The organism is Streptomyces sp. NPDC127084 (assembly GCF_042724175.1).
GTDB lineage: Bacteria > Actinomycetota > Actinomycetes > Streptomycetales > Streptomycetaceae > Streptomyces.
In genome coordinates, this window is sequence record NZ_JBHXFA010000064.1 from 1 (window position 1) to 24,168 (window position 24,168).

The following is a 24,168-nucleotide window of genomic DNA, read 5'->3' on the forward strand; positions in this document are numbered from 1 at the left end:
GCGGTCCCGGAGGAGAACCTGCTGGGCGAGCGCACACCGGTGGGTGTGGTGCCGACCCAGCCGGAGGGCTATTCGTCAGCCACGCATGAGATGGCACATCTATTGCACGCCGTCGCACTGACCGACGAGGACCGGGAGTTGATCAGCCGGGTCTTCGAGGCGAAGCGGGTGGCCGGACACGACATCGCCTGGCCGGACGGTGTGCGACGCGACCTCTGGGGTATGGACGCTGACAATTATTCGTCGACGGATGCGTTCGAGTTCTTCGCGCAGTTGAGTAACGCGTATCTGGGCACGAATCATGGTGTTGATTCGGTGACGGGTCGGGCGCGGAACAATGGTGCTGCGTGGGTGCGGGTGAACGAGCCGGAGCTGGTGCCGTTGTTGGAGCGCCTGTATGGGGCGGATCCGGAAGCGGTGCACGGGGCTGTGGCGAACCCGGTCGCCGCGACTGCTGCGGACAATGCGAAGTACGACGCGTTCCTCGACTTCATGACCAGCGTCGATGAAGCCGCCGACGACACCCCCTCCTCAACCCCGACTGGTTCTGGCTTTTCGGATATCTCCTCGGAGGGCGTGGAGGGCGGTTCCTCGCCTGACGGCACCAGTGACTCGCCGGTCTCGGATGACGTATCCGTGTCTGTGCATGGTGCGCCTCCGGCGGATCAGGTGACGTCGTGGGTGATGGAGGATTATTACCGGGCGTATGCAAGGTTCTTCGAGACCGATGATTCCGCGGCTGATTTCAACAGTGGCTATTACGTGTTTGCTTATGGTCAGAGTGTGCTGGTGCCGGACCTGGCGTTGAAGCGGCGGATGATCGAGCAGATGGCCGGGTTCCACGATGAGTTGGTGAAGATTCGTGCGGGGCAGGCGGCGTCTGCGAAGCCGATCTCGCGTCGGTCGGGTGATCCGATGCGGTTGTATCGGAAGATGTCGGTTCTGGAGGCGGAGGAGTTTCAGGACAGGACTCCGGCTGCTGGTTTGAAGGCGGCGATGGCCTATAACCAGAGTGGGCAGTATCGGAAGTTCTTCACGACGTCGTTGTCGCATACGAGTGTGTTCAGTAACGCGAACGCTGCTTCGGATGACGAGGTGGTCGTCGAGTTCACTATGGTGTGGCGGGACTATTGGCGGTTCGTCACCGGGTTCGGTGTGCCGAACCAGCAGCAGGGTGCGTATCAGATCCCCGCGTCTGCGTTGGTGCATCAGGAGCGTCTGCGTACGGGGGCGGGGGCGAACTTCCATGTGCAGGCGGATGTCGATGACGTCATTGAGGGGAAGACGCATCACAACATCGGTATCGGGCATGGCAACGCGCGTGACTTCGGGCGGATGCTGACGGGGCTGCGTGTGGTCACCCCGGGCGAGGTGAGCCAGGCGGTCTGGGACGCGGAGGCGGAGGCCGCCGCGGCCCGAGTTCCGTGGATCGAAGCGGAGATCAGCCGGCGTGTGGAACGCATGCGGCGACGCGAACAAGCCGCCCTGCACGCCGCACCGCCCGGCGGCGCCGCGCCTTCCCCCGCCACGATCACCGAGGCCGACGCCACCGCCACGATGATCTTGCCGCAGGAGTTGGACCGGCGGGAGCTGGCGAAACAGGCGATCAGCCGTCCACTCCCGGGAACCCGGCACCGCCAGCCGTTGACCGTGCACGCCTCGCAGCACGTGGCTGGGGCCGGCCAGGGCGACCGGCACATGGTTCCGGATGCGCAGGACGTGGAGTCGCTGTACGCCATGCGTGACCCCGGCAACCCCCGCCACCGTGCCGGCTGGGAAGACCTGACGCCTAGTCAGTCATGGGCGCTGCTTGCTGCCGAACAACGCGGCGAGTTGTTCCACGAGCGCGACCGAGAGGCGTTCCTTCAGCGTGTTACTCAGTTCAACTCCGCTTTCCATACCAGGTATCCGGTGGACGACACGGAGCGTATGGCGGAGATCCTCCAAGCCACCCACGATCATGTGAGGCGGCTGCCGATCGCCTCGAACTTCGACCTCGCGAGCCGTCCCGCGGGTGCGGCCCCGCGCCCCGACGGCACCGTCCCCACGCGAGCGGAGGCGCTCACTTCCGACTCCAGCTTCCGCAACTTCTGGGAAAGCGGCACGACGGGAGGGACAGCCAGCCGTGCCGGCCGCGGCTGGGTCGAGGAGCTCCAGGGCTACGCAGCAGCTCTGCGCCGTGTCGACGGCACACCGCAGGACGGCCCAGGCGGTGGCGACTTCGATCCGCCGAGCCCGAACGAACTCCCCAAATACGCGGCTCTGGTGTCCGCGGCGCAGAAGGGAGGCACCTACTCCTACGGCAGTGCCGTCGTCCGCTGGAAGGAGTCGGTGCGTACCAGGGTCACCCACACCCCGGGTGACAGTGCCGACACGGGGGAGCGCGGTGTGCTGTCGTACACGGACAACGCCCACGTCTTCCCTCTGCTCGCGCACGGCGAGGAGCGGCGCGTGAGGCTGGCGCTGGCCGAGGCCACCCGCTTCCGCTACGACCCTGAGATGAACCGTGACGTGGCGGAGCTCGGCTACGCGGCTGTGGGACGGTACTTCGAGAGCCAGATCCACGGAGGGTTGTCCTGGACCGACGTCGACCGGATCGTGCTCAACTGGGGTGACCTGTTCGGGTCCGCCCAGCGGTTCACCACCCGTGCGGAAGCCGAGAGCATGGCGCGCTTCCTGCGCGACTTCGCGGCCCGTCAGAGCGTTGGCTTCAGCGTCGAGCTGGGCAGGGAGATCGGCAGCCCGGGCGGTGCCGAACGCCTGGCGGACCAGCGGATCACCAGGCTGTACGACCCGGAGGACGGTGTCGGGGACGAGGAGCGCGAGCTGAGCACGGCGTTGGACCGGCTTGCGTCCCCCGCCCCGTTCATCGTTCGCGCCGACGATCGGGCACTGCTCGAGCTGGCCCGGTCGGCCGGGATCGTCGAGGAGGACCCGGAGAAGGCTCTGTCGCTTCTGTGGCATGCCGCCGGGCGCGCCCGCGATCTGCTGGCTCCCGGCACGGAACTGACGCTTGCTCACCTAGCTGCGCAGACGCACCGGACTCCTGACACCGCTGAATCCGTGCCCGCCCCGCAAGAGCCGACAGTCCGGGAGGGAGCCGGCCACCTGGCGCAGACATCCGGGGAGGGACTGTCCTTCCCCGAGGCCCTGGTGGCGGCACTCGGGGAGATCGGTTCGCCGCTGCGCACCGACCGCGGCCGCCTGGTTCCGGTGGCCGATCTGGCAGGGTTGGGAGTGACCCTGACCGGCGGCCGGACAGCTCAGGCGGTCCTGCTGGGAGGCTCCTTGACAGTGGGGGAGCTCGGGCTGACCCAGGAGCAGCATCTGCGCTGGCTGCTGAGTCAGGCGGCAGCGGCCGACGGCGTCGCGGCTGACGGTGCAACGGGTGGTCTCGGTGCAACGGGCGGCCTCGGTGCGACGGGAGTTGGCGAGGAGTCAGGCGAGGGCGGCGGAAGCTGGGTGCGCGAGGTCGCGGCAGCCGCGGCGGTCCTCGACGTCGAGATCGTCGTGGTCACCGCGGACGGTCGCTCGCACACCTTCGGTTCCGGTCAACACGGCACGGTACGCCTGCTTTTCGATGGCACGCGGTATTTCGTCCTGGAGGATCCGTCGTGACATCTTGTCCAGGCGGCCACGTATGATCCGGGGCAGGCAGGTTCCTCATGCGACAGGCAAGTACCGCGAAAATCCGTCACGTTTGTATGTGCTGTCCGGCGGCAGCCCGGTTCGCCCGTCGATCACGGGAGTTGCCAGGTGGGGTGGCCTCGCGTGGAAGACCGCCGCCGCGGAGTTCCCTTGAGCCGCTTCGCGGAGCGCCCATGAGGCGTTCATGGATCCGAGTGCAGTCCACATAACCGATCAGTCATGTCACCGGGGATTCACCTTCTATGTATGTGGTGTATGAAATAGTGCCGGACCTTGATTCTCCGGTCCGGGCCTTCGAGGGAGGGCACCGCTGATGCGCTGGGGCCGCCGCCGGGCCGAGGCACGCCCGTCCGGCACCGTCCGGACGCGGCAGGACGAATCCGCTCAGCCCGGATTCCTCGTGGAGGAGTACGACCGCCTCGTGCTGCTGAGGCGGTTCTCCGACGAACTGCTGGTACCTGCCGACATCGCCGACCTCACCCGGATCCTGGAGTCGGACGGCGACGGGACGATGACCGTGGTCGCGGGTGCCGACGAAGCCTCGGCTCCCGCTCTGTGGCCGAGACTGGCCGCCCTCCTCGACACCCTGCGCGGTGACGGTGTCGGCACCATCCGGCTCGCCATGTCCGGTGCGGGTGACGAGCGTCCCGGGCTGCCGTCCGTAGCCCGGCGGATAGCCGACGCCTGGGGGTTCGATGTCATAGCCCCCGACGGCACGGTCCTCGGCGTGCCGGGCGGTGGACTCTTCGTCCACGAGCTGCCACCCGGCTCCGCATCGGTCGACCGGGAACGCGGCTGGTGGCTCTTCTCGCCTGGCGCCCCGCCGGTCCCCCTGGGACCCCGCCAGCCCGCCCCGGACTGGCAGCCCGCCCCCGGCAGCCTGCCGTCCCGCACCCGTAACGGGTGCGTCGTCCAGCACATACCGGCCGGGGTGCTCATCCGGCCCGACCGAGCCCGCGCTCCGCGCCCGGACGATCTGTGCTTCGCTGTCCCCGTCGACCGGCGCGGACTCCTCGTCGTCGTAGGCGTGCCGGACGGGGAGGACGTCGTCACCGACGATGTGGCGGATGTCGTGACGGCACTGTCCGAGACCGCACGCGCCGCCCTGCGGCTCGCCCCGGGAGGCCAGCGGGACGTGCTGCGCGTCGGTCAGGGCGTCGCCGAACTGACCGATGCCGAGGTCGTCGTCTACAGCGGGCTGCCGCTGCTCGCCGATTCCGGTCTGCACCGCGACACCGTGCGCTCGATGGCCGTGGGCACCGACGGGACGCCGAGCTGGCAGCCCTTCGTCGACTCCGTGGTCTGTGCCCCCGGCAACTCCGCGCCCCGGTTGCTGCGTTGGACCCCGCCGCTACCCGGCCCGGGCAACGCCCAGCGCGGCTTGGTGCGCCTGTCCGACCGGTGGCAGGTCACCGCGACACGGGCGGGACTGTGGATCAGCGGGACAGACTCCGAGCCGGTCGCGCTTCCGGCCCGCCCGGTCGACGCCCGCGGCCCGGAAATCGAGGTGGGCCGGCCCGGTGAGGTACTGGACCGGTCGCTGTCGCCGGTGTTGGAGCGACTGCTCGCCGCGCTGCCGCCGGGTATGTCCTCCCGGGCTCGTATGCACGTGCACGGTACTGCCGCCGACGGCGGCCAGGAGCTGCGCCGACTGGCCGCCCAGTACCAGGTCAGGAGCCTGCGTTTCGCGGCGTTCGCCAGGACGGCGCCAGCCGAACCCCGTCCGGCACAGTCGACGGGCGAGCCCGCGAGCCACCCCGCGACCTCTCAGGGGGAACCGCGTCAGCCGGTGGTGAGCAGCAGTCCCGGTCCAGCCACGAACGTCCCGGCCGCGAACCTCCCGGCCGCGAACCTCCCGGCGGTGAACGTTCCGACCGCGAACGTCCCGCTGCCGAGATCTCCGATGCCCGCCGCTGGATCGGTGCCGCTTACCGGCATCCGGCCCGATGCGGTGACCGCTCCGGCGGGCGCCGGTGCTCCCGCAGCGACCGGCTTCGGTGGCTCCCATGAGCCGGCCGTACCCGTGCCGCCTTCCGGTGCCGCCACCCGCCCGCCTTCGGACGCGGACTTCGGCGCGGACGGCGACCCGGGCCGTGCCGCCGGGCCAGCGCTGCCGCCCACCCCGCCGCGTCACGTGCCGACGGTGACGGCCACACCTCCCGGCCCCACCGGGGTGACGGCCGGTGTACCCGCCACGGTGAGCGAGCTCGGTACGCACGCCCGGCCGGACCGGAATCAGCCCCTCCGTACGTCGGGCTTACCTGCGGCGCCTGCCGTACCCGCTGCCTCCGCGCCTCCGCAGTCGAACTCCGCGGCAGCGGCGGCCAGTGCGGCGGCCGGTCACGTCGCTCGCGCAGGCGGGTCGGCAGGAGCGACCGGACCGACCGGTATCCAGCAGACCCGTCCTCAGGCCCGCCCTGTTTCCTCACCGCTGGCCGCCGACCCGGACCGCGAGCCGCACCCGGATCGCGGAGCGCACCCGGTGCCGGTGCCGCGGCGAAGGGCGCTGCCGGAACCGGAACCGGAACCGGACAACGCCCGGACCACGCCCGAGCACGTGTCGGCGCCGGATGGCGCCACCAGCGGCACGGCCACCGCTGCCACCGCCCCCACGCCTTCGTCCGCCCTGTCCTCCCCGCCTGCGATCGCGCCCACGGGCCCGGCGAGCCGCGGCGCCGAGGCGAACACGACCCCTGCGGTTCGCGGCAGCGGTCAGGACACCGGACGTGAGGAAGCATCCTCGCCGGGTCCCCCGGTCCGGCCCAGCCTCACCTGTGCCGCTCCCGGGCGTGCCGAGGAGCCGCACGGCCCCGAAGCACCGCCCGCGCGCGCACCCGGGGCGCCGACGACTCCGCCGGTCCCGGACACCGCTCCGGTTCAGCAGCCCGCACGCCCCGCTCCGGTGCAGCAGCCCGCATCCCCGGCGCAGCCGCTGCCCGCTGTTCCCTTCCAGCCCGGACACCAGAGCACGCCGGCCGAGCGTGCCGCGTTCCGTGCCCTCGCGGACGCGGTGTGGGACCGCCAGGCGGCAGTCGTCACCCGCACGTTCACCAGGATGCCCGCGCTGCGCGGGCACGAGCAGGAGGCAGCGCGCGCCGACCTGGTCGCGCTGCTCCTCTATCTGCGCACCTCGGACGGCCCGCTCGGCCACGAGGAACTCGACCGGTGCCTGCGCACCGGCGACCCGCGGTTGCTGCCCTACGCGGCCTGCGTAGCCTCCGCCCTGCGGCGTCTGCCGTCCTTCCGGGGCCCAGCGCTGCGCGGTACCGGTGGTTTCGGCAACGAGACGATCCGGACACCCGCGCCCGGTGCCGTCCTGCGGGATCCGGCCCCGGTAGGTGCCCTGCCGAGCGATGGCTCCGGCGCGTACCCGGCGAGCACCCGGTACGCCATCTGGTCGGTGACCGGTCGCCGGGTCCGGCAGTTGTTCGGCGCCACGGGCTCCCATGCCCAGGCAGACGAGGTCGTCTTCGCGCCCGGCACCGTGTTCAAGGTGCTCGATGTGCGCGGCGAGGGCCCGTCGCCGCTCGTCCTCCTGCGGGAACTACCGGTGGTTCCGGGCGCCGCTCCCCTCAGCCGGACGCAACTGGACGACCAGGACCGCTCCGTACTCGCTCGCCTCGATGAGGCCCTGGCGCAACGCCCCTCCGGGTCCGGGACGTTCGAATGGCCCGGCCGCTGTGCCGGACCCGTGGGCTCACTCGACCACTGACTCTATGGAATGGAGTAGCGATGCCGCAGCAAGATGACAGCACGGCGACGCCGAGTCCCGCCGTGCGCCGGGCGTCCGTCCTCCCTGCTGTGGCAGCCGCGCCGGGCTCCCCACCGCAGGGCCTCCTCGCGGCGGCCGGTCGGCCCGAACCTTCGTCGTCCGAGGTCACCGGAACGGCGGCCCCAGCTGCGGGCACCGCAACTGCCGCCGCATCGGCGGCGACCGGAGCGGGCACGGCGCCTGCGGCGGCCCTGGCCGTCAGTGGTGAACCCACCGCTTCGGCCGGTCCTGGCGGTGAGACGGCTCCGGAGGGCACTCCGGCGCGGGCAGCCCTCCTCCCCGGGACATCCGGCCGGGCGCACCATGTCCCCGAGGCCCCGCCGCAGGCCGCTTCCGGGTCGGCGGCGCCCCCCACCGTGCCCGTGGCGTCCGCCGCGTCCTGCCACCCGGCCGACCCGGAGGGAGGCCGGACGGCAGCGGACGGGGACGAGCCCTCGAACGGCCGCCCCGGCAAGCCGCTGCTGGCGGCGGCAGCGATCGCCGGCGCCGTACTCGTCGGTGTGCCGTTCCTGTTGCTCGGGACCGGCGCGGACGACGAACCGCCCGCTGGAGCCGGCCGGGCGCAGCCCGTCGGTGGCACGCTTCTGGAGGACGGCGGCTCGGACACCGCGCCTGGCTCCGACGGCTACGCCGCCTCGCCCTCGGTCCCACCGGAGAAGACCGTGACCGCCCCCGGGGCGAGACCGGCGAAGGAGACCCAGGCCGTCCCCGGGCCCCGGAGCACGCCGACGACACCGGGCGCATCGGCTCCCGGCAGTCCGAACCGCGCCGAGAAGGCCGCGGCACCCGCGCGCAGGACGGCAACGGGCAGGACGCTTCCGCAGGGTGCGGACTTCCGCACCACCACCAAGGTGCTGATCAAGAACGCCATGACGGGGCTGTGCGTGGACGTCCCGAACTACGGCAAGGGCACCTTGGACGGTCCGGTCAATCAGTACACGTGTGACCGGACCGGAGACAACCAGCTGTGGGACCTGGTGGTGGCGAAGGATGACGCCGGACCCGTCGGAGCCGACCTCTTCACGATCCGCAACAGCGTGGACGGCTACTGCCTCGACCTTCCGTACTACGGAGGCCGGGCGGCCGGCACACCGGTGTCCGAGTGGCACTGCAACGGCACCACCGCCGACAACCAGCTGTGGTACCTCGACAAGAAGTCCGAGGGGAAGTTCTGGATCCGCAACCACTCCAGCGGCAACCGGTGCCTCGACGTGAGCGGCTTCAACGGCTCCGGGGGCAAGGACGCCAGGCTGACGATCTTCGACTGCGGTCTGAAGGACGACCACCTCTGGTCCTTCTCCTGACACCTCCGGCCGCCAAGGCACTCGGTGGCACCGCCGTTGCGCGTGCGGCCACACCGTCAAGGCCATTCCCGACGCCCGATCCCCAAACACCACCCCCTCCCCCGACACGGACCCGACAGCCCGCGACGCCCGCCACTGAGGAGAAGCGACCTTATGGTCCCCGAACACGACATATCCAACGGAGCCGACCCCACCGCCGGTGCGGCGCCGCGGGTGCGGATGGCCGTGCCGCTGCCCGCTTCCTCCGAGCCGCCCGCCGGCGTGCTGAGCCCGGCGGTGGCCTCCGCCGACGCGGAGCACGTATCCGGCGAAACCGCGCCCCGGGCCCCCGCACCTGCGGCGGAGACCGGCACCGGCGGGGTGAGAGCGAGCACAGCGTCGGCTCCCACGGCTCCCCCCGCAGCCGCCCCGGAGCTGCCCGGTACGGCGACGCCGCCCGCCGAGGCCACGCCGCCGCCGGGCGTCGCGGAGCCCGATTCGGCCGGCGATCCCCACGCCAACGCCAGTACCACTCCCCACACCAACGCCACTGCCGAAGCCGGGGACGGGGCAGCGCCAGAGACGCCGGGTGGCGCGGTCGCGGCGGGTAGTGGTGCCGCGCCGCCCGAGGAGACCGCGGGGACGGCCACGGACAGCGGGCGCCCCAAGAAGCCGATGGTGGCGGCCGCCGCGATCGCGGGAGCCGTGCTCGTCGCAGTGCCGCTGCTGCTCGCCGGAGGCTTGAACAACCGGGAGGACCGGCGGAGCGCCGCGTTGGAACCGGTCGGCCAGGGCTCCGGAACCGTGCTGGACGAGGACGCCGCCGTCGGCGCTCCCGGCGACTACGTCACCGAGAAGCCCAGCCCTTCGTCCGCGCCGAAGAAGAAGGCCCGGGCATTGCCGCAGCAGAAGCCGGTCGACTCGCCCAAGAAGGCCACGGCGTCGCCGAAGTCGACCAAGGTGGCTGCCAAGCCGAAGACACCCAAGAAGAGCCCCAAGCCCGCCTGGACGACCCAGGTCATCTCGGCGCGCAGCGTCCTGAACGTCGGCCAGGCATGGACCACCAACCGGATCCGGATGGTCATGCAGGACGACGGCAACCTGGTCGTCTACAACGAGCACGGCAAAGCGACCTGGGCGGCCATGACCTTCGGAAAACGCCACAGGGCCATCTTCCAGACCGACGGCAACCTCGTGATCCACAATGCCGAGGACAGGCCCATCTGGGGTGGCGGCAGCTACGGCCATGAGGGCGCGAAGCTGGTGCTGCGGGCGGACGGCAAAGTCGTCGTCATGGATGGGGACACCGTGGTCTGGTCCACCTGAGCCGGCAGCACCCACCGCCGGGAACCGCTGCCCCGGGGCACGATGCGTCCGGGGGCGGCGGACGAAGCAGCCCCTGGGACGTGCGTGGACGGGCTCGACGGGTGCGGCACCGTGAAACCCGTACGCGACGAGCGGTCGGTGCCCCTCAGGCAGCGCTCACACCGGGGTCGAACCTCAGAGTCCGCCTGGCTGGGACGCGCCTGGCCGGGTCCCTTCGGGCCGGGGCCCCGCGACCGCCTCGGCGAGCAGCCGACGCCCCGCCGGGGTGGTGAGTACTCCGCGCAGGGCCGTGTCGCGTACGGCGCGAGCCGGCGCCGAGCGCAGGGTCCAGGCGCGGGTGGCGAGGCCGGTGCGGGCCAGCACCCGCAGGGCGTCGGCGCGGCGGGCTCGGCGCCAGCGGGAGAGCCCGTCGTCCGCCGGGCCGCGCCGTGCCGCCGCACCGCTTCCCGCGGTGGCGTCGGGCAGTACGGCGGCGAGGGAGACGGCGTCCCGCAGGCCCAGATTGAGCCCCTGGCCGCCCACCGGGCTGCACACGTGCGCGGCGTCGCCGACCAGCAGCACCCGCCGGCTGCCCGAGCCTGCCGCGAGGCGCCGCTGGGTGCGGAAGGTACTCGTCCAGCGGCACTCGCGGATGTCCGCCCTCCACCCCCTGGCCGCCGCCTCGGCGGCCAGCGCCGCCGGACCGGCGTCTTCGTCGGGCCCGGTGCCGCCCGTTGACGCGCCGTGCGGCAGATGCAGGACCACCCGGGCCCAGCCGTCGAGGTGCATCGGCAGTACCACAAGGAGCCCGCGCGGTCCACCCACCATGTGCACCCGCGCGGGGTCCAGCGAAGGGTTCTCCACCCGCAGATCCGCGAGCTGCCAGGTGCCGGGGTAGGTGTGCCCGTGGAACGCCGTACCGGCCAGGGCACGCAAGGTGCTTGACGCACCGTCGGCCGCCACCACCCAGCGGGCGCGCAGCGTACCGAGGCCGTCCGACTCCACAGCGACCGCGTCGGCGTCCTCGCTGACCGAACGCACGGCCACCGAGCGGTGCACACGCACCCCCGCGCGCTCGGCCTCCGCGGCGAGCAGTCCCTCCGTCGCGCACTGCGGGACGGTGAGGATGTACGGGTAGGGCGAGCGCAGCCGGGCCAGGTCGAAGCCGCCCAGCCGGCGACCCGGCGCCCAGATCTCCACCGCGTCCACGCGCCGGCCCAGTGGGTGCAGCGATGCGGTGAGCCCGCTCGGGGCCAGGGCTTCCAGTGTCCGCGCGTGCAGGTCGGTCGCCCGGGATTCGGTCACCGGACCGGGGCGGCGCTCCAGTACCACCACATCGAGCCCCGCCCGCGCCAGCAGCAACGCGGCGGTCAGACCGACCGGACCCGCCCCTACCACCGCCACATCCGTGTCGACAGCCATGTCCCGCACCCTATCCGCCGGTACGTACCGCCTGTACGTCCGGCCTCCCTTCCGGTTGCGGATCGAGCCGTGGGCACAGGTGCTGTCAGCCCGTCTCCGCTGTCCAGCCCGAGGCCGAGACACAGGCGGCGTCCGAAGGCCGGGACTCGTCGAACAGTGTGCGCCGGCCGTCGGTCACCCTCATGGCGGTCACATATACTCCGCGCCCGACGCACGGCCCGCCGGTCGTGCTGCGCCAGCGCACCGTGAGTGAACCGCCCCGCCATGACGGCAGTTCGCAGTCCACACGGTGCCACACACGGCCCGACCAGCCCGCAACCCAGCCGCCGGGGTGGGCGAGCGGCGGCTGCCCCTCGCACACGGTAGTGAACGGCAAGGGCCGCCAGGTGGCGCCCTCGTCGGCCGATGCTTCGAGGAAGACCTTGCCGGAAGCGGGTTCCGTGTCCCACCACAAGGCGCAGCCCAGGTGCGTCGGGCCCGCTCCGGCCGGGGAGAGCCGGGGGAGTGTGAGCGTGGCGGTGGTGGCTGGTGACATCCCGGAGAACCAGGCCGTGCGTCCGCACGATGGAGGTACGGCGACGGCACGCGCCAGATGATTGGCGGCGGCGAGGCGCGGGGCGCTGCCGGAGCGCCAGGTGCGCACCGGGTGGACGGAGTTGCCGAGCATCACGAGGAACGTGTCTGTGGTCGGGTCCAGGACGAGGCTGGTGCCGGTGAATCCGGTGTGCCCGGCGCTGCGCGGGGTGGCCATGGCGCCCATGTACCAGTGCTGGTACAGCTCGATGCCGAGGCCGTGCGCATCACCGGGGAAGCGCGTGTTGAAGTCCGTGAACATCAGCTCGACGGACTCGCGGTCGAGGATCCTGGCCCGCCCGTGCACCCCGCCGTTCAGCAGGGTGCGCGCGAGCACGGCCAGGTCCCAGGCGCGGGAGAACACGCCGGCGTGGCCCGCGACACCGCCGAGAGCCCAGGCGTTCTCGTCGTGCACCTCACCCCACACCAGCCCCCGGTCCAGCCCCGACCACGGGGGTCGGGCGTCCTCCGTCGCCGCGACGGAGGGCTTCCAGGAAGGGGGCGGATTGAACCGTGTGCGCCGCATCCCGAGCGGAGCGGTGATCTCGTCACGGAGCAGGGCCTCCAGGCCGCGACCGGTGACCTTCTCCAGAAGGAGGTGAAGCGCGATCATGGTGAGATCGGAGTAGAGGTACTTCGTGCCGGGCGGATACGCGGGTGCCTCCTGCCACAGGCGCCGCAGCCGCGCCTCCCGCGTGGGTTCCTCGTACAGCGGGAGCCAGGCACGGAACCCGGCCGTATGGGTGAGCAGTTGGCGCACCGTGATGTCCTGCTTGCCCGCCTCCCCGAACTCCGGGAGGTAGGACGCGACCCGCTCGCCGAGGTCCAGCGCCCCCCGTTCGAGCTGCTGCACGGCCAGTACCGAGGTGAACAGTTTGGACAGGGACGCCAGATCGAAGACCGTGTCCGGTGTCATCGGGATCCACTGGTCCGCGGGGAGCTCCACGCCCTGGTCGTGTTCCTCGTCGTACGCCGCGTACCGCACCGCCGTGCCGATCGCCCGGTGGAGGGCGACCGTGTCCCCGCGACCGGCGAGCAGCACCGCCCCCGCGTACCAGGGGTGCCTGGGCGGGGAGATCGCAGGGGTGGAGTGCGTCTCGGAGGGCGAGGGCGTCTCGGCGGTCATGGGGGAGAGGTACGACTCGGCGGCGGCGACCAGCCGGTCGAGCTGTGCCCCGATCAGACCGGCCTGCTCCGGCGTCCCATGGCGCAGGGTCGCCCCCGGAGCCGCCGCCCCGCCCACGGTGGCCGACCCGGCCTCGGACCCGGACCCCTCCGGGACGGACGGCATCAACAGAGCACCTCCCCGTACCGGTGTCCGCCACCTGGCCGACGCGGCTGATTCCCGTCGTGGCGCGGTCTTCCTGCACAGGATCCTTCACCACGAGGGGCCCCGGGGGTACGAGGCGCACACGGCGGAGGCGTCCAGCAGATCTGACACTGCATCAGAAAATCTCTTCCCTCGGACGTTCCGCTGCGGCATCCTGCGCCCATGGAGACGGAGCTGAGCAAGAGACTGGGTGTACAGCACGCCATCTTCGGCTTCACGCCGTTCCCCGCGGTCGCCGCCGCGATCACCAGGGCAGGGGGCTTCGGGGTGCTCGGCGCGGTCCGCTACACCGCGCCCGGCGACCTCGCCCGCGACCTCGACTGGATGCAGGAGCACACCGACGGGAAGCCCTACGGCCTCGATGTCGTGATGCCCGCCAAGAAGGTCGAAGGCGTCACGGAAGCCGACATCGAGGCCATGATCCCCGACGGGCACCGCCGATTCGTCGAAGAGACCCTCGCCAAGCACGGCGTCCCCGCACTCGCCGAAGGCGAGGCCTCAGGCTGGCGTATCACCGGCTGGATGGAGCAAGTGGCCCGCAGCCAGCTCGACGTGGCCTTCGACTATCCGATCAAGCTGCTCGCCAACGCCCTCGGCTCCCCGCCACCCGATGTCATCGCCCGCGCCCATGACCACGGGATTCTCGTCGCCGCCCTCGCCGGCAGCGCCCGCCACGCCCGCCGCCACGCCGAGGCCGGAATCGACGTCGTCGTCGCCCAGGGCTACGAGGCGGGCGGCCACACCGGCGAGATCGCCTCCATGGTGCTCACCCCCGAAGTGGTCGACACCGTCGCGCCCCTGCCGGTGCTGGCGGCGGGGGGAATAGGCAGCGGCGAGCAGATCGCGGCGGGGCTCGCGCTCGGCGCCCAGGGCGTCTGGCTGGGCTCGATCTGGCTCACCACCAACGAGGCCGATCTCCACTCCCCGGCCCTCACCCGGAAACTGCTCGCCGCGGGCTCCGCCGACACCGTCCGCTCCCGCGCTCTGACCGGCAAGCCCGCCCGCCAGCTGCGGACCGAGTGGACCGACGCCTGGGACGACCCGGCAGGGCCCGGCGCGCTGCCGATGCCCCTCCAGGGGCTGCTTGTCGCCGAAGCCGTCTCCCGTATCCAGAGGTACGAGGTCGAACCGCTGCTCGGCACGCCGGTCGGCCAGATCGTCGGACGGATGACCACCGAACGCAGCGTCCAGCAGGTCTTCGACGAGCTCACCCGCGGATTCGAGCGTGCCGTGGACCGCATGAGCCGCATCGCCGGAAGGACCGGAAGGAGCGCATCATGAGTGAGCAGTCGGGAGCGTCGTCCCTCACGCAGACCCCCGGAGGCTTCTGGGCCCAGGCGGCGGCCGACCCCGGCCGGGTCGTGCTGATCGCGCCGGACGGCGAGGAATGGACGGCGGGCCGCCTGCTCGCCGACGCCAACCGCCTGGTCCATGGACTGCGCGCGGCGGGACTCGAACGGGGCGACGCCTTCGCGGTCGTGCTTCCCAACGGCGTGGCGTTCCTCACCGCGTACCTCGCCGCCACCCAGGCCGGCTTCTATCTCGTCCCCGTCAACCACCACCTCGTCGGACCCGAGATCGCCTGGATCATCGCCGACTCCGGTGCCAAGGTGCTCATCGCTCACCAGCGCTTCGCCGCCACGGCCAGAGCCGCGGCGGACGAGGCCAAGCTGCCCGAGAGCCACCGCTACGCCGTCGGCAAGGTCAGTGGCTTCCGGCCGTACCCCGAACTGCTCGACGGCCGGTCCGATTCCGAGCCCGCCGACCGCACTCTCGGCTGGGTCATGAACTACACATCGGGCACGACCGGCAGGCCCCGCGGCATACGCCGCCCGCTGCCCGGCAAACTCCCCGAGGAGACCTACCTCGGTGGCTTCCTCGGCATCTTCGGTATCCGGCCCTTCGACGGCAACGTCCATCTGGTCTGCTCACCGCTCTACCACACGGCCGTACTCCAATTCGCGGGCGCGTCGCTGCACATCGGCCACCAACTGGTGGTGATGGACAAGTGGACCCCTGAAGAGATGCTCCGGCTGATCGACACCCGCGCCTGCACTCACACCCATATGGTGCCGACCCAGTTCCACCGGCTGCTCGCCCTCCCCGAAGACATACGCGGCCGCTACGACGTGTCGTCCATGAGGCACGCCATCCACGGTGCGGCTCCCTGCCCCGACCATGTCAAGCGGGCGATGATCGACTGGTGGGGTGCCTGTGTGGAGGAGTACTACGCCGCGAGCGAGGGCGGTGGTGCCTTCGCCACCGCGGAGGACTGGCTGAAGAAGCCCGGCACGGTCGGCAGGGCCTGGCCCATCAGCGAACTCGCCGTCTTCGACGACGACGGAAAACGGTTGCCCCCGGGCGAACTCGGCACGGTCTACATGAAGATGTCGACCGGCGGGTTCAGCTACCACAAGGACGAGGCCAAGACCCGCAAGAACCGCATCGGCGACTACTTCACGGTCGGGGACCTCGGCCTCATCGACGAGGAGGGCTACCTCTTCCTCCGCGACCGCAAGATCGACATGATCATCTCGGGCGGCGTCAACGTCTATCCCGCCGAGATCGAAGCCGTGCTGCTCAGCCACCCCGCCGTGGCCGACGCGGCCGCCTTCGGCATCCCGAACACCGACTGGGGCGAGGAGGTCAAGGCCGTCGTGGAACCGGAGGACGGGCAGATACCCGGCCCGGCCCTGGCCGCGGAGATCCTCGCCCACTGCGCGGAGCGGCTCGCCGGGTACAAGCGCCCCAAGAGCATCGACTTCATCGATGTGCTGCCCCGCGACCCCAACGGCAAGCTCTACAAGCGCCGGCTGCGTGATCCGTACTGGGAGGGCCGCGACCGCGCGCTGTGACCGGCCCCGCTACGGGGGCGCCGGGCCGTTCCCGGAGTCCCGCCCGGCTCGCGCATCTCTCCGGGCCCTTCCCCCTGCCGGCGGGGACTCGGGGCTCCGGGGAGGCCCCGGACTGCCTTGCCGGAGTGATCCACGTACGCCCGGTACGACAGGGACGGCGCCGGTCCGGGAAGCGACCCGGGAAGAGCACGTCCCGGCCCCCATCGGCGCATCACTCCGAGCGCGCCGAGGGCCCGCCTGGCAGCGTGGCCGCATGAAGACCGGTACGGCAGTCGCGGCGGCGCGGTGGACCACCTGGGTGCCTGTCGCCGCGGCGGTCGCCCTCATCCTGGGCTGGGGCCGCTCCCTGCCGGGTTTCGCCGTCGCGCTGGTCGGTGCCTGCCTGGTCGGCGCGGTCCTCGCGGCGGTCCACCATGCCGAAGTCATCGCGCTCCGGGTGGGGGAGCCCTTCGGCTCCCTGGTACTCGCCGTGGCCGTCACCGTCATCGAAGTCGGGCTCATCGTCACCCTGATGGCGGGCGGCGGCGCGAAGGCGGCCACGTACGCCAGGGACACCGTGTTCGCCGCTGTCATGATCACCTGCAACGGGATCGTGGGCCTGTGCGTGCTGGTCACCGCCCTGCGCAAGCGGGTCGCCGTGTTCCACGCCGAGGGTTCGGGCGGGGCGCTGGCCACGGTCTGCACCCTCGCCACCATGACGATGGTCCTGCCCACCTTCACCACGAGCCATCCGGGTCCGCAGTTCACCCAGGCGCAGCTGACGTTCGCCGCCGTGGCCTCGCTCTGCCTCTACGGGCTCTTCGTCGCGGTACAGACCGTCAGGCACCGCGACTACTTCCTGCCCGTCGCCCGGGACGGGCAGGAAAGCGGCCCCGACGAACACGTCCCGCCGCCCACGCTGAGGATGACCTGGTGGAGTCTCGCGCTGCTCTTCGTGGCGCTCGTGGCCGTCGTCGGGGACGCCAAACTCGTCTCGCCCGCCATCGAGCAGGGCGTCGGCTCTGCGGGGCTGCCGAAGTCGGTCGTCGGCGTGGTCATCGCCCTGATGGTGCTGATGCCCGAAACCCTGGCAGCCGTACGCGCAGCACGCCGCGACCGCATGCAGACCAGCCTCAACCTGGCCTATGGCTCCGCCATCGCCAGTATCGGGCTGACCATCCCAGCGATCGCACTGGCCACCATCTGGCTGCCCGGCCCGCTGATCCTCGGCGAGGACGCCACCCATATGGTTCTGTTGGCGCTCACCGCCCTGGTCAGCGTCCTCACGGTGGTGCCCGGACGGGCCACCCTCCTCCAAGGCGGAGTGCACCTGGTGCTGTTCGCCGCCTTTGTCTTCCTCTCCTTCAGCCCCTGACCGCGCGGACCGCCGCCGCCAGACGATGACGGCCGCTCATGGCGATGACCCAACGCGACCGGCCAGGGCGCGTCCGCCGTCCTACCGCAGGTCCACGATCCGTTTGATCTTGCCGACCGAGCGCTCCAGGGTCTCCGGATCCACCACCTCCACCGCCACCGAGACCCCGATCGTTTCCTTCACAGCCGTCGCGATCAGTCCCGCCGCCGCCGTCCGCTGCTCTGACGACGCGTCCGTACGGGCCTCGGCCCGTACGGTCAGGGCGTCCATCCGGCCCTCCTTCGCCAACCGCAGCTGGAAGTGCGGGGCGACACCCGGCGTACGCAGCACGATCTCCTCGATCTGGGTGGGGAAGAGGTTCACACCGCGCAGAATGATCATGTCGTCGCTGCGTCCGGTCACCTTCTCCATACGCCGGAACACCCGCGCCGTCCCCGGCAGCAGCCGGGTCAGGTCCCTGGTCCGGTAGCGGATGACCGGCATGGCCTCTTTGGTGAGCGAGGTGAACACCAGCTCGCCCTCCGCGCCGTCCGGCAGCACCTCTCCCGTGAACGGGTCCACGACCTCCGGATAGAAGTGGTCCTCCCAGATGTGCAGCCCGTCCTTGGTCTCCACGCACTCCTGCGCCACACCCGGCCCGATCACCTCGGAGAGGCCGTATATGTCCACGGCGTCGATGGCGAACCGCCCCTCGATCTCCCGCCGCATCTCCTCGGTCCACGGCTCCGCGCCGAAGATCCCGACCTTCAGCGAGGTCGAGCGGGGATCGACGCCCTGCCGCTCGAACTCGTCCAGCAGTGTGAGCATGTACGAAGGCGTCACCATGATGATCTCGGGCTGGAAGTCCTGGATCAGCTGGACCTGGCGGGCCGTCATCCCGCCCGAGGCCGGGATGACCGTGCAGCCGAGCCGCTCGGCGCCGTAGTGCGCGCCGAGTCCGCCCGTGAACAACCCGTACCCGTACGCCACATGGACCTTGTGCCCGGGGCGCCCGCCCGCCGCCCGGATCGAGCGGGCCACCACGTCCGCCCAGGTGTCGAGGTCGCGGTCGGTGTAGCCGACCACGGTGGGGCGCCCGGTCGTACCGCTGGAGGCGTGCACGCGCCGCACCCGCGACGGCTCGACCGCGAACATCCCGAAAGGGTAGTGGTCCCGCAGGTCGGCCTTGGTGGTGAACGGGAAACGGGACAGGTCCTCCAGGGAGCGGCAGTCATCGGGCCGCAGCCCGGCCTTGTCGAACGCCTCGCGGTAGAAGCCGACGTTCTCGTACGCGTGACGCAGGGTCGCCCGCAGCCGCTCCGACTGGAGCGTCCGCAACTCCTCGCGGCTCAGCCGCTCCCCGGCGTCGAAGAGATCCGTGGGCGGTCGCGTCATGTGCGTCGGGTCGGTCATCCGGAAGACTCCCGTGTCCAGCTGGCAGGTGATGAGCGAAGCGGTCGACCGATCATTCGGTCGTGCGGTTCGGAATCAGTAATCCAGGCGTCCGGCCGGGCGTCAAGACTCCACGGGCTGCTGCACTGGCGTGATCGCGGGGGCGCGGCGAAGATCGCGTTATGCCGGTGTTCAGCGCATACGACGGGACCGCGCTCGCCTACCACCTCGAAGGGACGGGCGAGCCGCTGATCTGTCTGCCCGGCGGTCCAATGCGGGCCTCCGCCTACCTCGGCGACCTCGGAGGGCTCAGCGCCCATCGCCGCCTCGTCCGGCTGGACCTGCGCGGCACGGGTGACTCGGCCCTGCCGTCCGACCCCGGGTCGTACCGATGCGACCGCCTCGCCGACGACGTCGAGGCACTGCGCGAGCATCTGCGCCTGGACCGTATGGACATCCTCGGGCACTCGGCCTCCGGCAACCTCGCGGTGCTGTACGCCGCCGCCCACCCGCTGCGCGTACGCACCCTGACCCTCGTCACACCCGGCACCCGGGCCGTCGGAGTCGACGCCACCGAGCAGGACTGGCGCGACGCCATCGCCCTGCGTGCGGGCGAGCCCTGGTACGAGTCCGGGCGGGCCGCGTGGGAGGCGTTCCTGTGCGGTGGCGCGCTGGACGACCTGTGGTCGGACATCGTGCCGTTCATGTACGGCCGCTGGGACGGCGCCGCCCAGGCGCACGCCGCGGCCGACGCCCACCAGTCGAACCACCAGGCACGGGTCGTCTACTACGCGGACGGCGCCTTCGATCCGCCCGCCACCGTACGGTCCCTCGCAGCGCTCGACGCGCCTGTCCTGGTGCTCGCGGGCCAGTACGACGGCGGTCCCACCCCGGCCCGGGCGGCCGAGGTCGCCGCGCTGTTCCCCCATGCCAGGACGGTCGTCCAGCCGGGTGCGGGGCACTACCCCTGGATGGACGACCCCGAGGCGTTCCGCCGTGCTGTCGGAGCCTTCCTGGACGACCCCGATCCCTGAGGGGACGGTCCGCCGCCGGCCCGTCCGCGCCACCCGCACGGAGTACGGGGCCTGGGGCGGTGGGACGCCGCCGGCCCCCGCGGTGAGGCCCTGACCAGGGGAACGCCCAGAGACCTTTCCCTGCAGCGGAGTTGGACGGCACCGGCAGCCCGGCGAGCGGCCGGGCGCTGGTCCGTATGAAGATCTCCTGTGGACCCGCTTAAGAAATCCTCGATGGACTGGGCGGTTCAAGGTCGGCAGATTGGTGCGCGTTCCCTGACCGGACGACCGGACCGATCCGTGCATCGTGCCTGGTCGACAAGTCCCACCCCGCAATGCCTGGAGCCGCACCATGAAGGCACTCGTCAAGCAGCACGCCGAGCCCGGGCTGTGGCTCATGGACGTACCCGAGCCGGAATACGGCCCCGGCGATGTGCTGATCAAGGTGCTCCGCACCGGCATCTGCGGCACCGACCTCCATATCCGCTCCTGGGACGGCTGGGCGCAGCAGACGATCACCACTCCGCTTGTCGTCGGACACGAGTTCGTCGGCGAGGTCGCGGCCATCGGCTCCGACGTCCAGGACATCGCCGTCGGCGACCTGGTCAGCGGCGAAGGCCACCTGGTCTGCGGAAAGTGCCGAAACTGCCTCGCGGGCCGCCGCCACCTGTGCCGCAGCACGGTCGGGCTCGGCGTCGGACGCGATGGAGCGTTCGCCGAGTACGTGTCCCTGCCCGCGTCCAACGTCTGGGTGCACCGCACCGAGGTCGACCCGGACATCGCCGCGATCTTCGACCCGTTCGGCAACGCCGTGCACACCGCGCTCTCCTTCCCTCTGGTCGGCGAGGACGTCCTGATCACCGGCGCGGGCCCGATCGGGGTCATGGCGGCGGCCGTCGCCCGGCACGCCGGAGCCCGCAACGTCGTGATCACGGACGTGAGTGAGCCGCGCCTCGCACTGGCCCGCAAGGTCGGCGCCACCCTCGCGGTCAACGTCGCAGAGTCCGACATCGCCGAGGCTCAGCGCACCCTGGGGCTGAAGGAGGGCTTCGACATCGGTCTGGAGATGTCCGGCCGCCCGGAGGCGGTCCGCGACATGATCGACAACATGACCCACGGCGGCCGGATCGCGATGCTGGGGCTTCCCGCGCAGGAGTTCCCCGTCGACTGGTCCAAGATCGTCACCTCGATGATCACCATCAAGGGGATCTACGGCCGAGAGATGTTCGAGACCTGGTACGCGATGACGGTCCTCCTGGAGGGCGGACTCGACCTCAACCCCGTGATCACGGGCAAGTACGGGTTCCAGGACTTCGAAGCGGCCTTCGACGAGGCGGCCACCGCCCGCAGTGGCAAGATCATCCTCGACTGGACCGCCTGACCCACGGAGTCACCAGGGTTCCGCTCACCGGCCAGGTGTCGGCACCCCTTCCGCAGCGACCACACAGCACCGCCCACAGGAGACCCACACATGTACGCGTCCGTACGCGACGACCTCCGCGCCACCCTTGACGAGATCCGCGCCGCCGGGCTGCACAAGCCCGAGCGCGTCATCGGCACGCCCCAGTCCGCATCCGTGGCCGTCACCGCGGGCGGTGCCCCCGGTGCGGTGCTGAACTTCTGCGCCAACAACTACCTCGGGCTCGCCGACCACCCCGAGATCATCGCCGCGGGCAAGGAGGCCCTGGACCGCTGGGGCTACGGAATGGCGTCCGTCCGCTTCATCTGCGGCACCCAGGAGGTCCACAAGGAGCTGGAGCGCAGGCTGTCCGCCTTCCTCGGCCAGGAGGACACGATCCTCTACTCCTCCTGCTTCGACGCCAACGGCGGCGTCTTCGAGACCCTGCTCGGCGCCGAGGACGCGGTCATCTCGGACGCCCTCAACCACGCCAGCATCATCGACGGCATCCGTCTGTCGAAGGCCGTCCGCTACCGCTACGCCAACCGCGACATGGCCGAACTGGAGGCCAGGCTGAAGGAGGCGTCCGCGAGCGGTGCGCGGCGCAAGCTGATCGTCACCGATGGCGTGTTCTCCATGGACGGCTATGTCGCCCCTCTGACCGAGATCTGCGACCTCGCCGACCGCTACGACGCCATGGTGATGGTGGACGACTCGCACGCCGTCGGCTTCGTCGGCCCCGGCGGCCGGGGGACCCCCGAGCTGCACGGAGTGATGGATCGGGTCGACATCATCACCGGCACTCTCGGCAAGGCCCTCGGCGGCGCGTCCGGCGGCTATGTCGCGGCCCGCGCCGAGATCGTGGAGCTGCTGCGCCAGCGCTCCCGGCCGTACCTGTTCTCGAACTCCCTCGCACCGGTCATCGCCGCCGCCTCCCTCAAGGTCCTCGACCTGCTCGAATCGGCCGGCGACCTCCGCGAGAAGCTCGCGGCGAACACCGCGCTGTTCCGCTCGAAGATGACCGAGGCGGGCTTCGAGATCCTGCCCGGAGACCACCCGATCGCCCCAGTCATGATCGGGGACGCCGCCGAGGCCGGCCGTATGGCCGAGCTGCTCCTGGAGCGCGGGGTGTACGTGATCGGCTTCTCGTACCCGGTGGTGCCGATGGGCCAGGCGCGCATCCGCGTCCAGCTCTCCGCCGCGCACTCCACCGAGGACGTGGAGCGCGCGGTTGCCGCCTTTGTCGACGCGCGAGCGACAATGGCTGGGTGATCGACCCGCGCAGGCTCCGCATTCTGCGCGCAGTGGCGGACCACCGCACGGTGACCGCCGCTGCCGCAGCGCTCTATCTGACCCCATCGGCCGTCTCCCAGCAGCTCACCGCCCTGGAGCAGGAGAGCGGCCACACGCTGCTCATCCGCAGCGGTCGCGGAGTCCGGCTCACCGCGGCGGGCGAGATCCTGCTCGGCCACGCCCACACCGTGCTCGCCCAGCTCGAACGGGCCGAGGCGGAGCTGGCGGCATACGAGGGCGGCGCCGTCGGGGAGGTCACCGTCGCCTCCTTCGCCACCGGCATCGCCGAGGTACTCGCCCCCGCGATCGGCCGACTCAGCGATGAGCACCCCGGCATCCGTGTCAGGGTCAGGGACGCCGAGGGCGACGCGAGCCTGCCCATGGTGCTCGACGGCGAGGCGGATCTCGCGCTCGCGGTCGAGTACCGCGGCGCGCCCCGCGAGAGCGACCGACGCCTCGCCCGTGTCCCGCTCTACGCCGAGCCCTTCGACGCGGTGCTGCACTGCGGCCACCCGCTGGCCGACACCACGCGCGTGCGGCTGGCCGACCTGGCCGACAGCGACTGGATCGGCCAGTACCCGGGCAACCCGTGCCACGACGTGATGCTCCGCGCCTGCGAGCTCGCCGGCTTCGAACCCAGACTGACCCACTCGTCCGACGACTTCCGCGCCGTGGTGGCCCTCGCGGGCGCGGGCGCGGGCGTGGCCCTCGTCCCGCGGTCCGCTCTGCGCGGCATGGAGCTGAAGGACACCGTCGTCCTTCCCGTGGCGGGCCCGGCGGCCACCCGGCGGGTCTTCGCGGCGGTGCGGCGTGGAGCCGAGACGCACCCGCTGCTCAGCACCGTCCTCCAGGCCCTGGCGCGCGCGGCGGCCGGACTGTCCACGGACTGATCCTTCGACCGGGTCCGGTGTGTGCGGTCCGGTACGTGATGGGCGGAGCCGGCGGTCAGGGATCGCCTGCGGAGGCATCGGTGCGGATGACGGCCTGGTCGCCGCGTGGTCCGAACAGATGCAGGATCTCCACGGCGGAGTCGTTCGCCGGACCGAACCAGTGGGGTTCCCTGGTGTCGAACTCGGCGGCCTCACCCGGGCGGAGCGTGGACTCGCGGTCCCCGATGAGGAGGCGCAGTTCGCCCGCGAGGACGTAGAGCCATTCATATCCCTCGTGGGTCACCGGCTTCGGTTTCCGCTCGCCGGGAGCCAGCACCTGCTTGAACACCTGTACCCGGCCCGGGTACTGGGTCAAAGGCACGATGACGCTGCCGTCGTGCCTGCGCAGGGGCGTCAGATGGACGCGGGGGTCACCGGTGGCCGGTGCGGCCACCAGTTGGTCGAGTGCGACACGGTGCGCCCGTGCAAGCGGGATGAGCAGGTCCAGGGTCGGGCGCCGGACGCCTGATTCGAGACGGGACAGGGTGCTCACCGAGATGCCGGTCGTGGCCGCCAGTGCCTCCAGCGTGAGTCCTCGGTCCCGGCGCAGCGTACGCAGCCGCGGCCCGATGCCGTCGATGATCCGCTCCAGTTCGGTGTCCACCCAGCCCAGTGTGCGCC

The 24,168-nt window shown here is 71.3% G+C and carries 15 protein-coding genes; 11 read left to right on the forward strand and 4 right to left on the reverse strand.

From position 1 onward, the window contains the following. The 4 genes from ACFWI9_RS16935 to ACFWI9_RS16950 all read left to right on the forward strand — a co-directional run. Positions 1 to 3,618, forward strand: a 3,618-nt coding sequence (locus ACFWI9_RS16935; RefSeq protein ID WP_387162688.1) for a hypothetical protein, incomplete at its 5' end; no start/stop codon positions are given. 343 nt (positions 3,619 to 3,961) lie between these two features. Further along, positions 3,962 to 7,360: a hypothetical protein gene (locus tag ACFWI9_RS16940; RefSeq protein WP_387162690.1), complete on the forward strand. Its 3,399-nt coding sequence runs from the start codon at positions 3,962 to 3,964 to the stop codon at positions 7,358 to 7,360. A 20-nt stretch (positions 7,361 to 7,380) separates the two neighbouring features. After that, positions 7,381 to 8,724, forward strand: a complete 1,344-nt coding sequence (locus tag ACFWI9_RS16945) for an RICIN domain-containing protein (protein WP_387162692.1) — start codon at positions 7,381 to 7,383, stop codon at positions 8,722 to 8,724. Positions 8,725 to 8,877: 153 nt separating this feature from the next. Beyond that, positions 8,878 to 10,029 (forward strand): mannose-binding protein, encoded by a 1,152-nt coding sequence (locus ACFWI9_RS16950; RefSeq protein WP_387162694.1) that lies wholly within the window; start codon positions 8,878 to 8,880, stop codon positions 10,027 to 10,029. A 174-nt stretch (positions 10,030 to 10,203) separates the two neighbouring features. Here ACFWI9_RS16950 and ACFWI9_RS16955 read toward each other — a convergent pair whose 3' ends face one another. Together ACFWI9_RS16955 and ACFWI9_RS16960 are read right to left on the reverse strand one after the other, a co-directional pair. Further along, positions 10,204 to 11,553 carry an FAD-dependent oxidoreductase gene (locus ACFWI9_RS16955; protein WP_387162696.1) on the reverse strand — a complete coding sequence of 450 codons (1,350 nt, stop codon included), beginning with the start codon at positions 11,551 to 11,553 and terminating at the stop codon, positions 10,204 to 10,206. Then, positions 11,516 to 13,294 (reverse strand): serine hydrolase, encoded by a 1,779-nt coding sequence (locus ACFWI9_RS16960; protein WP_387162698.1) that lies wholly within the window; start codon positions 13,292 to 13,294, stop codon positions 11,516 to 11,518. Before ACFWI9_RS16960 ends, ACFWI9_RS16955 begins: the two co-directional genes overlap by 38 nt. Positions 13,295 to 13,495: 201 nt before the next feature. Here ACFWI9_RS16960 and ACFWI9_RS16965 point away from each other — a divergent pair, with 201 nt between their 5' ends. The 3 genes from ACFWI9_RS16965 to ACFWI9_RS16975 all read left to right on the forward strand — a co-directional run bounded on the left by ACFWI9_RS16965 (position 13,496) and on the right by ACFWI9_RS16975 (position 17,542). Further along, a complete protein-coding gene (locus ACFWI9_RS16965; RefSeq protein ID WP_387162700.1) occupies positions 13,496 to 14,614 on the forward strand; it encodes an NAD(P)H-dependent flavin oxidoreductase in 1,119 nt (372 codons plus the stop codon). After that, complete coding sequence (locus ACFWI9_RS16970) at positions 14,611 to 16,188, forward strand: acyl-CoA synthetase (RefSeq protein ID WP_387162702.1); 1,578 nt, start codon at positions 14,611 to 14,613, stop codon at positions 16,186 to 16,188. The genes ACFWI9_RS16965 and ACFWI9_RS16970 overlap by 4 nt, the downstream gene beginning before the upstream one ends. 253 nt (positions 16,189 to 16,441) lie before the next feature. After that, positions 16,442 to 17,542, forward strand: a complete 1,101-nt coding sequence (locus ACFWI9_RS16975; RefSeq protein WP_387162704.1) for a calcium:proton antiporter — start codon at positions 16,442 to 16,444, stop codon at positions 17,540 to 17,542. Between the two features lie 81 nt (positions 17,543 to 17,623). On the opposite strand, the gene paaK is transcribed toward ACFWI9_RS16975, so the two are convergent. Beyond that, complete coding sequence (gene paaK, locus ACFWI9_RS16980; protein WP_387162706.1) at positions 17,624 to 18,934, reverse strand: phenylacetate--CoA ligase PaaK; 1,311 nt, start codon at positions 18,932 to 18,934, stop codon at positions 17,624 to 17,626. Between the two features lie 161 nt (positions 18,935 to 19,095). On the opposite strand from paaK, the gene ACFWI9_RS16985 reads away from it, so the two are divergent. The 4 genes from ACFWI9_RS16985 (at position 19,096) to ACFWI9_RS17000 (ending at position 23,508) form a co-directional block, all read left to right on the forward strand. Then, on the forward strand, positions 19,096 to 19,947 hold the full coding sequence (locus tag ACFWI9_RS16985; protein WP_387162708.1) for an alpha/beta fold hydrolase: 852 nt from the start codon (positions 19,096 to 19,098) through the stop codon (positions 19,945 to 19,947). Positions 19,948 to 20,278: 331 nt separating this feature from the next. Further along, a complete protein-coding gene (tdh, locus tag ACFWI9_RS16990; protein ID WP_387162710.1) occupies positions 20,279 to 21,307 on the forward strand; it encodes an L-threonine 3-dehydrogenase in 1,029 nt (342 codons plus the stop codon). A 90-nt stretch (positions 21,308 to 21,397) separates the two neighbouring features. Next, positions 21,398 to 22,597 carry a glycine C-acetyltransferase gene (locus ACFWI9_RS16995; RefSeq protein ID WP_387162712.1) on the forward strand — a complete coding sequence of 400 codons (1,200 nt, stop codon included), beginning with the start codon at positions 21,398 to 21,400 and terminating at the stop codon, positions 22,595 to 22,597. Next, positions 22,594 to 23,508, forward strand: coding sequence for a LysR family transcriptional regulator (locus ACFWI9_RS17000; protein WP_387162714.1), 915 nt, complete (start codon positions 22,594 to 22,596; stop codon positions 23,506 to 23,508). The genes ACFWI9_RS16995 and ACFWI9_RS17000 overlap by 4 nt, the downstream gene beginning before the upstream one ends. Before the next feature lie 55 nt (positions 23,509 to 23,563). Here the strand turns inward: ACFWI9_RS17000 and ACFWI9_RS17005 are convergent, their stop codons facing one another. Then, positions 23,564 to 24,151 (reverse strand): helix-turn-helix domain-containing protein, encoded by a 588-nt coding sequence (locus tag ACFWI9_RS17005; protein WP_387162716.1) that lies wholly within the window; start codon positions 24,149 to 24,151, stop codon positions 23,564 to 23,566. Positions 24,152 to 24,168 lie beyond the last annotated feature (17 nt).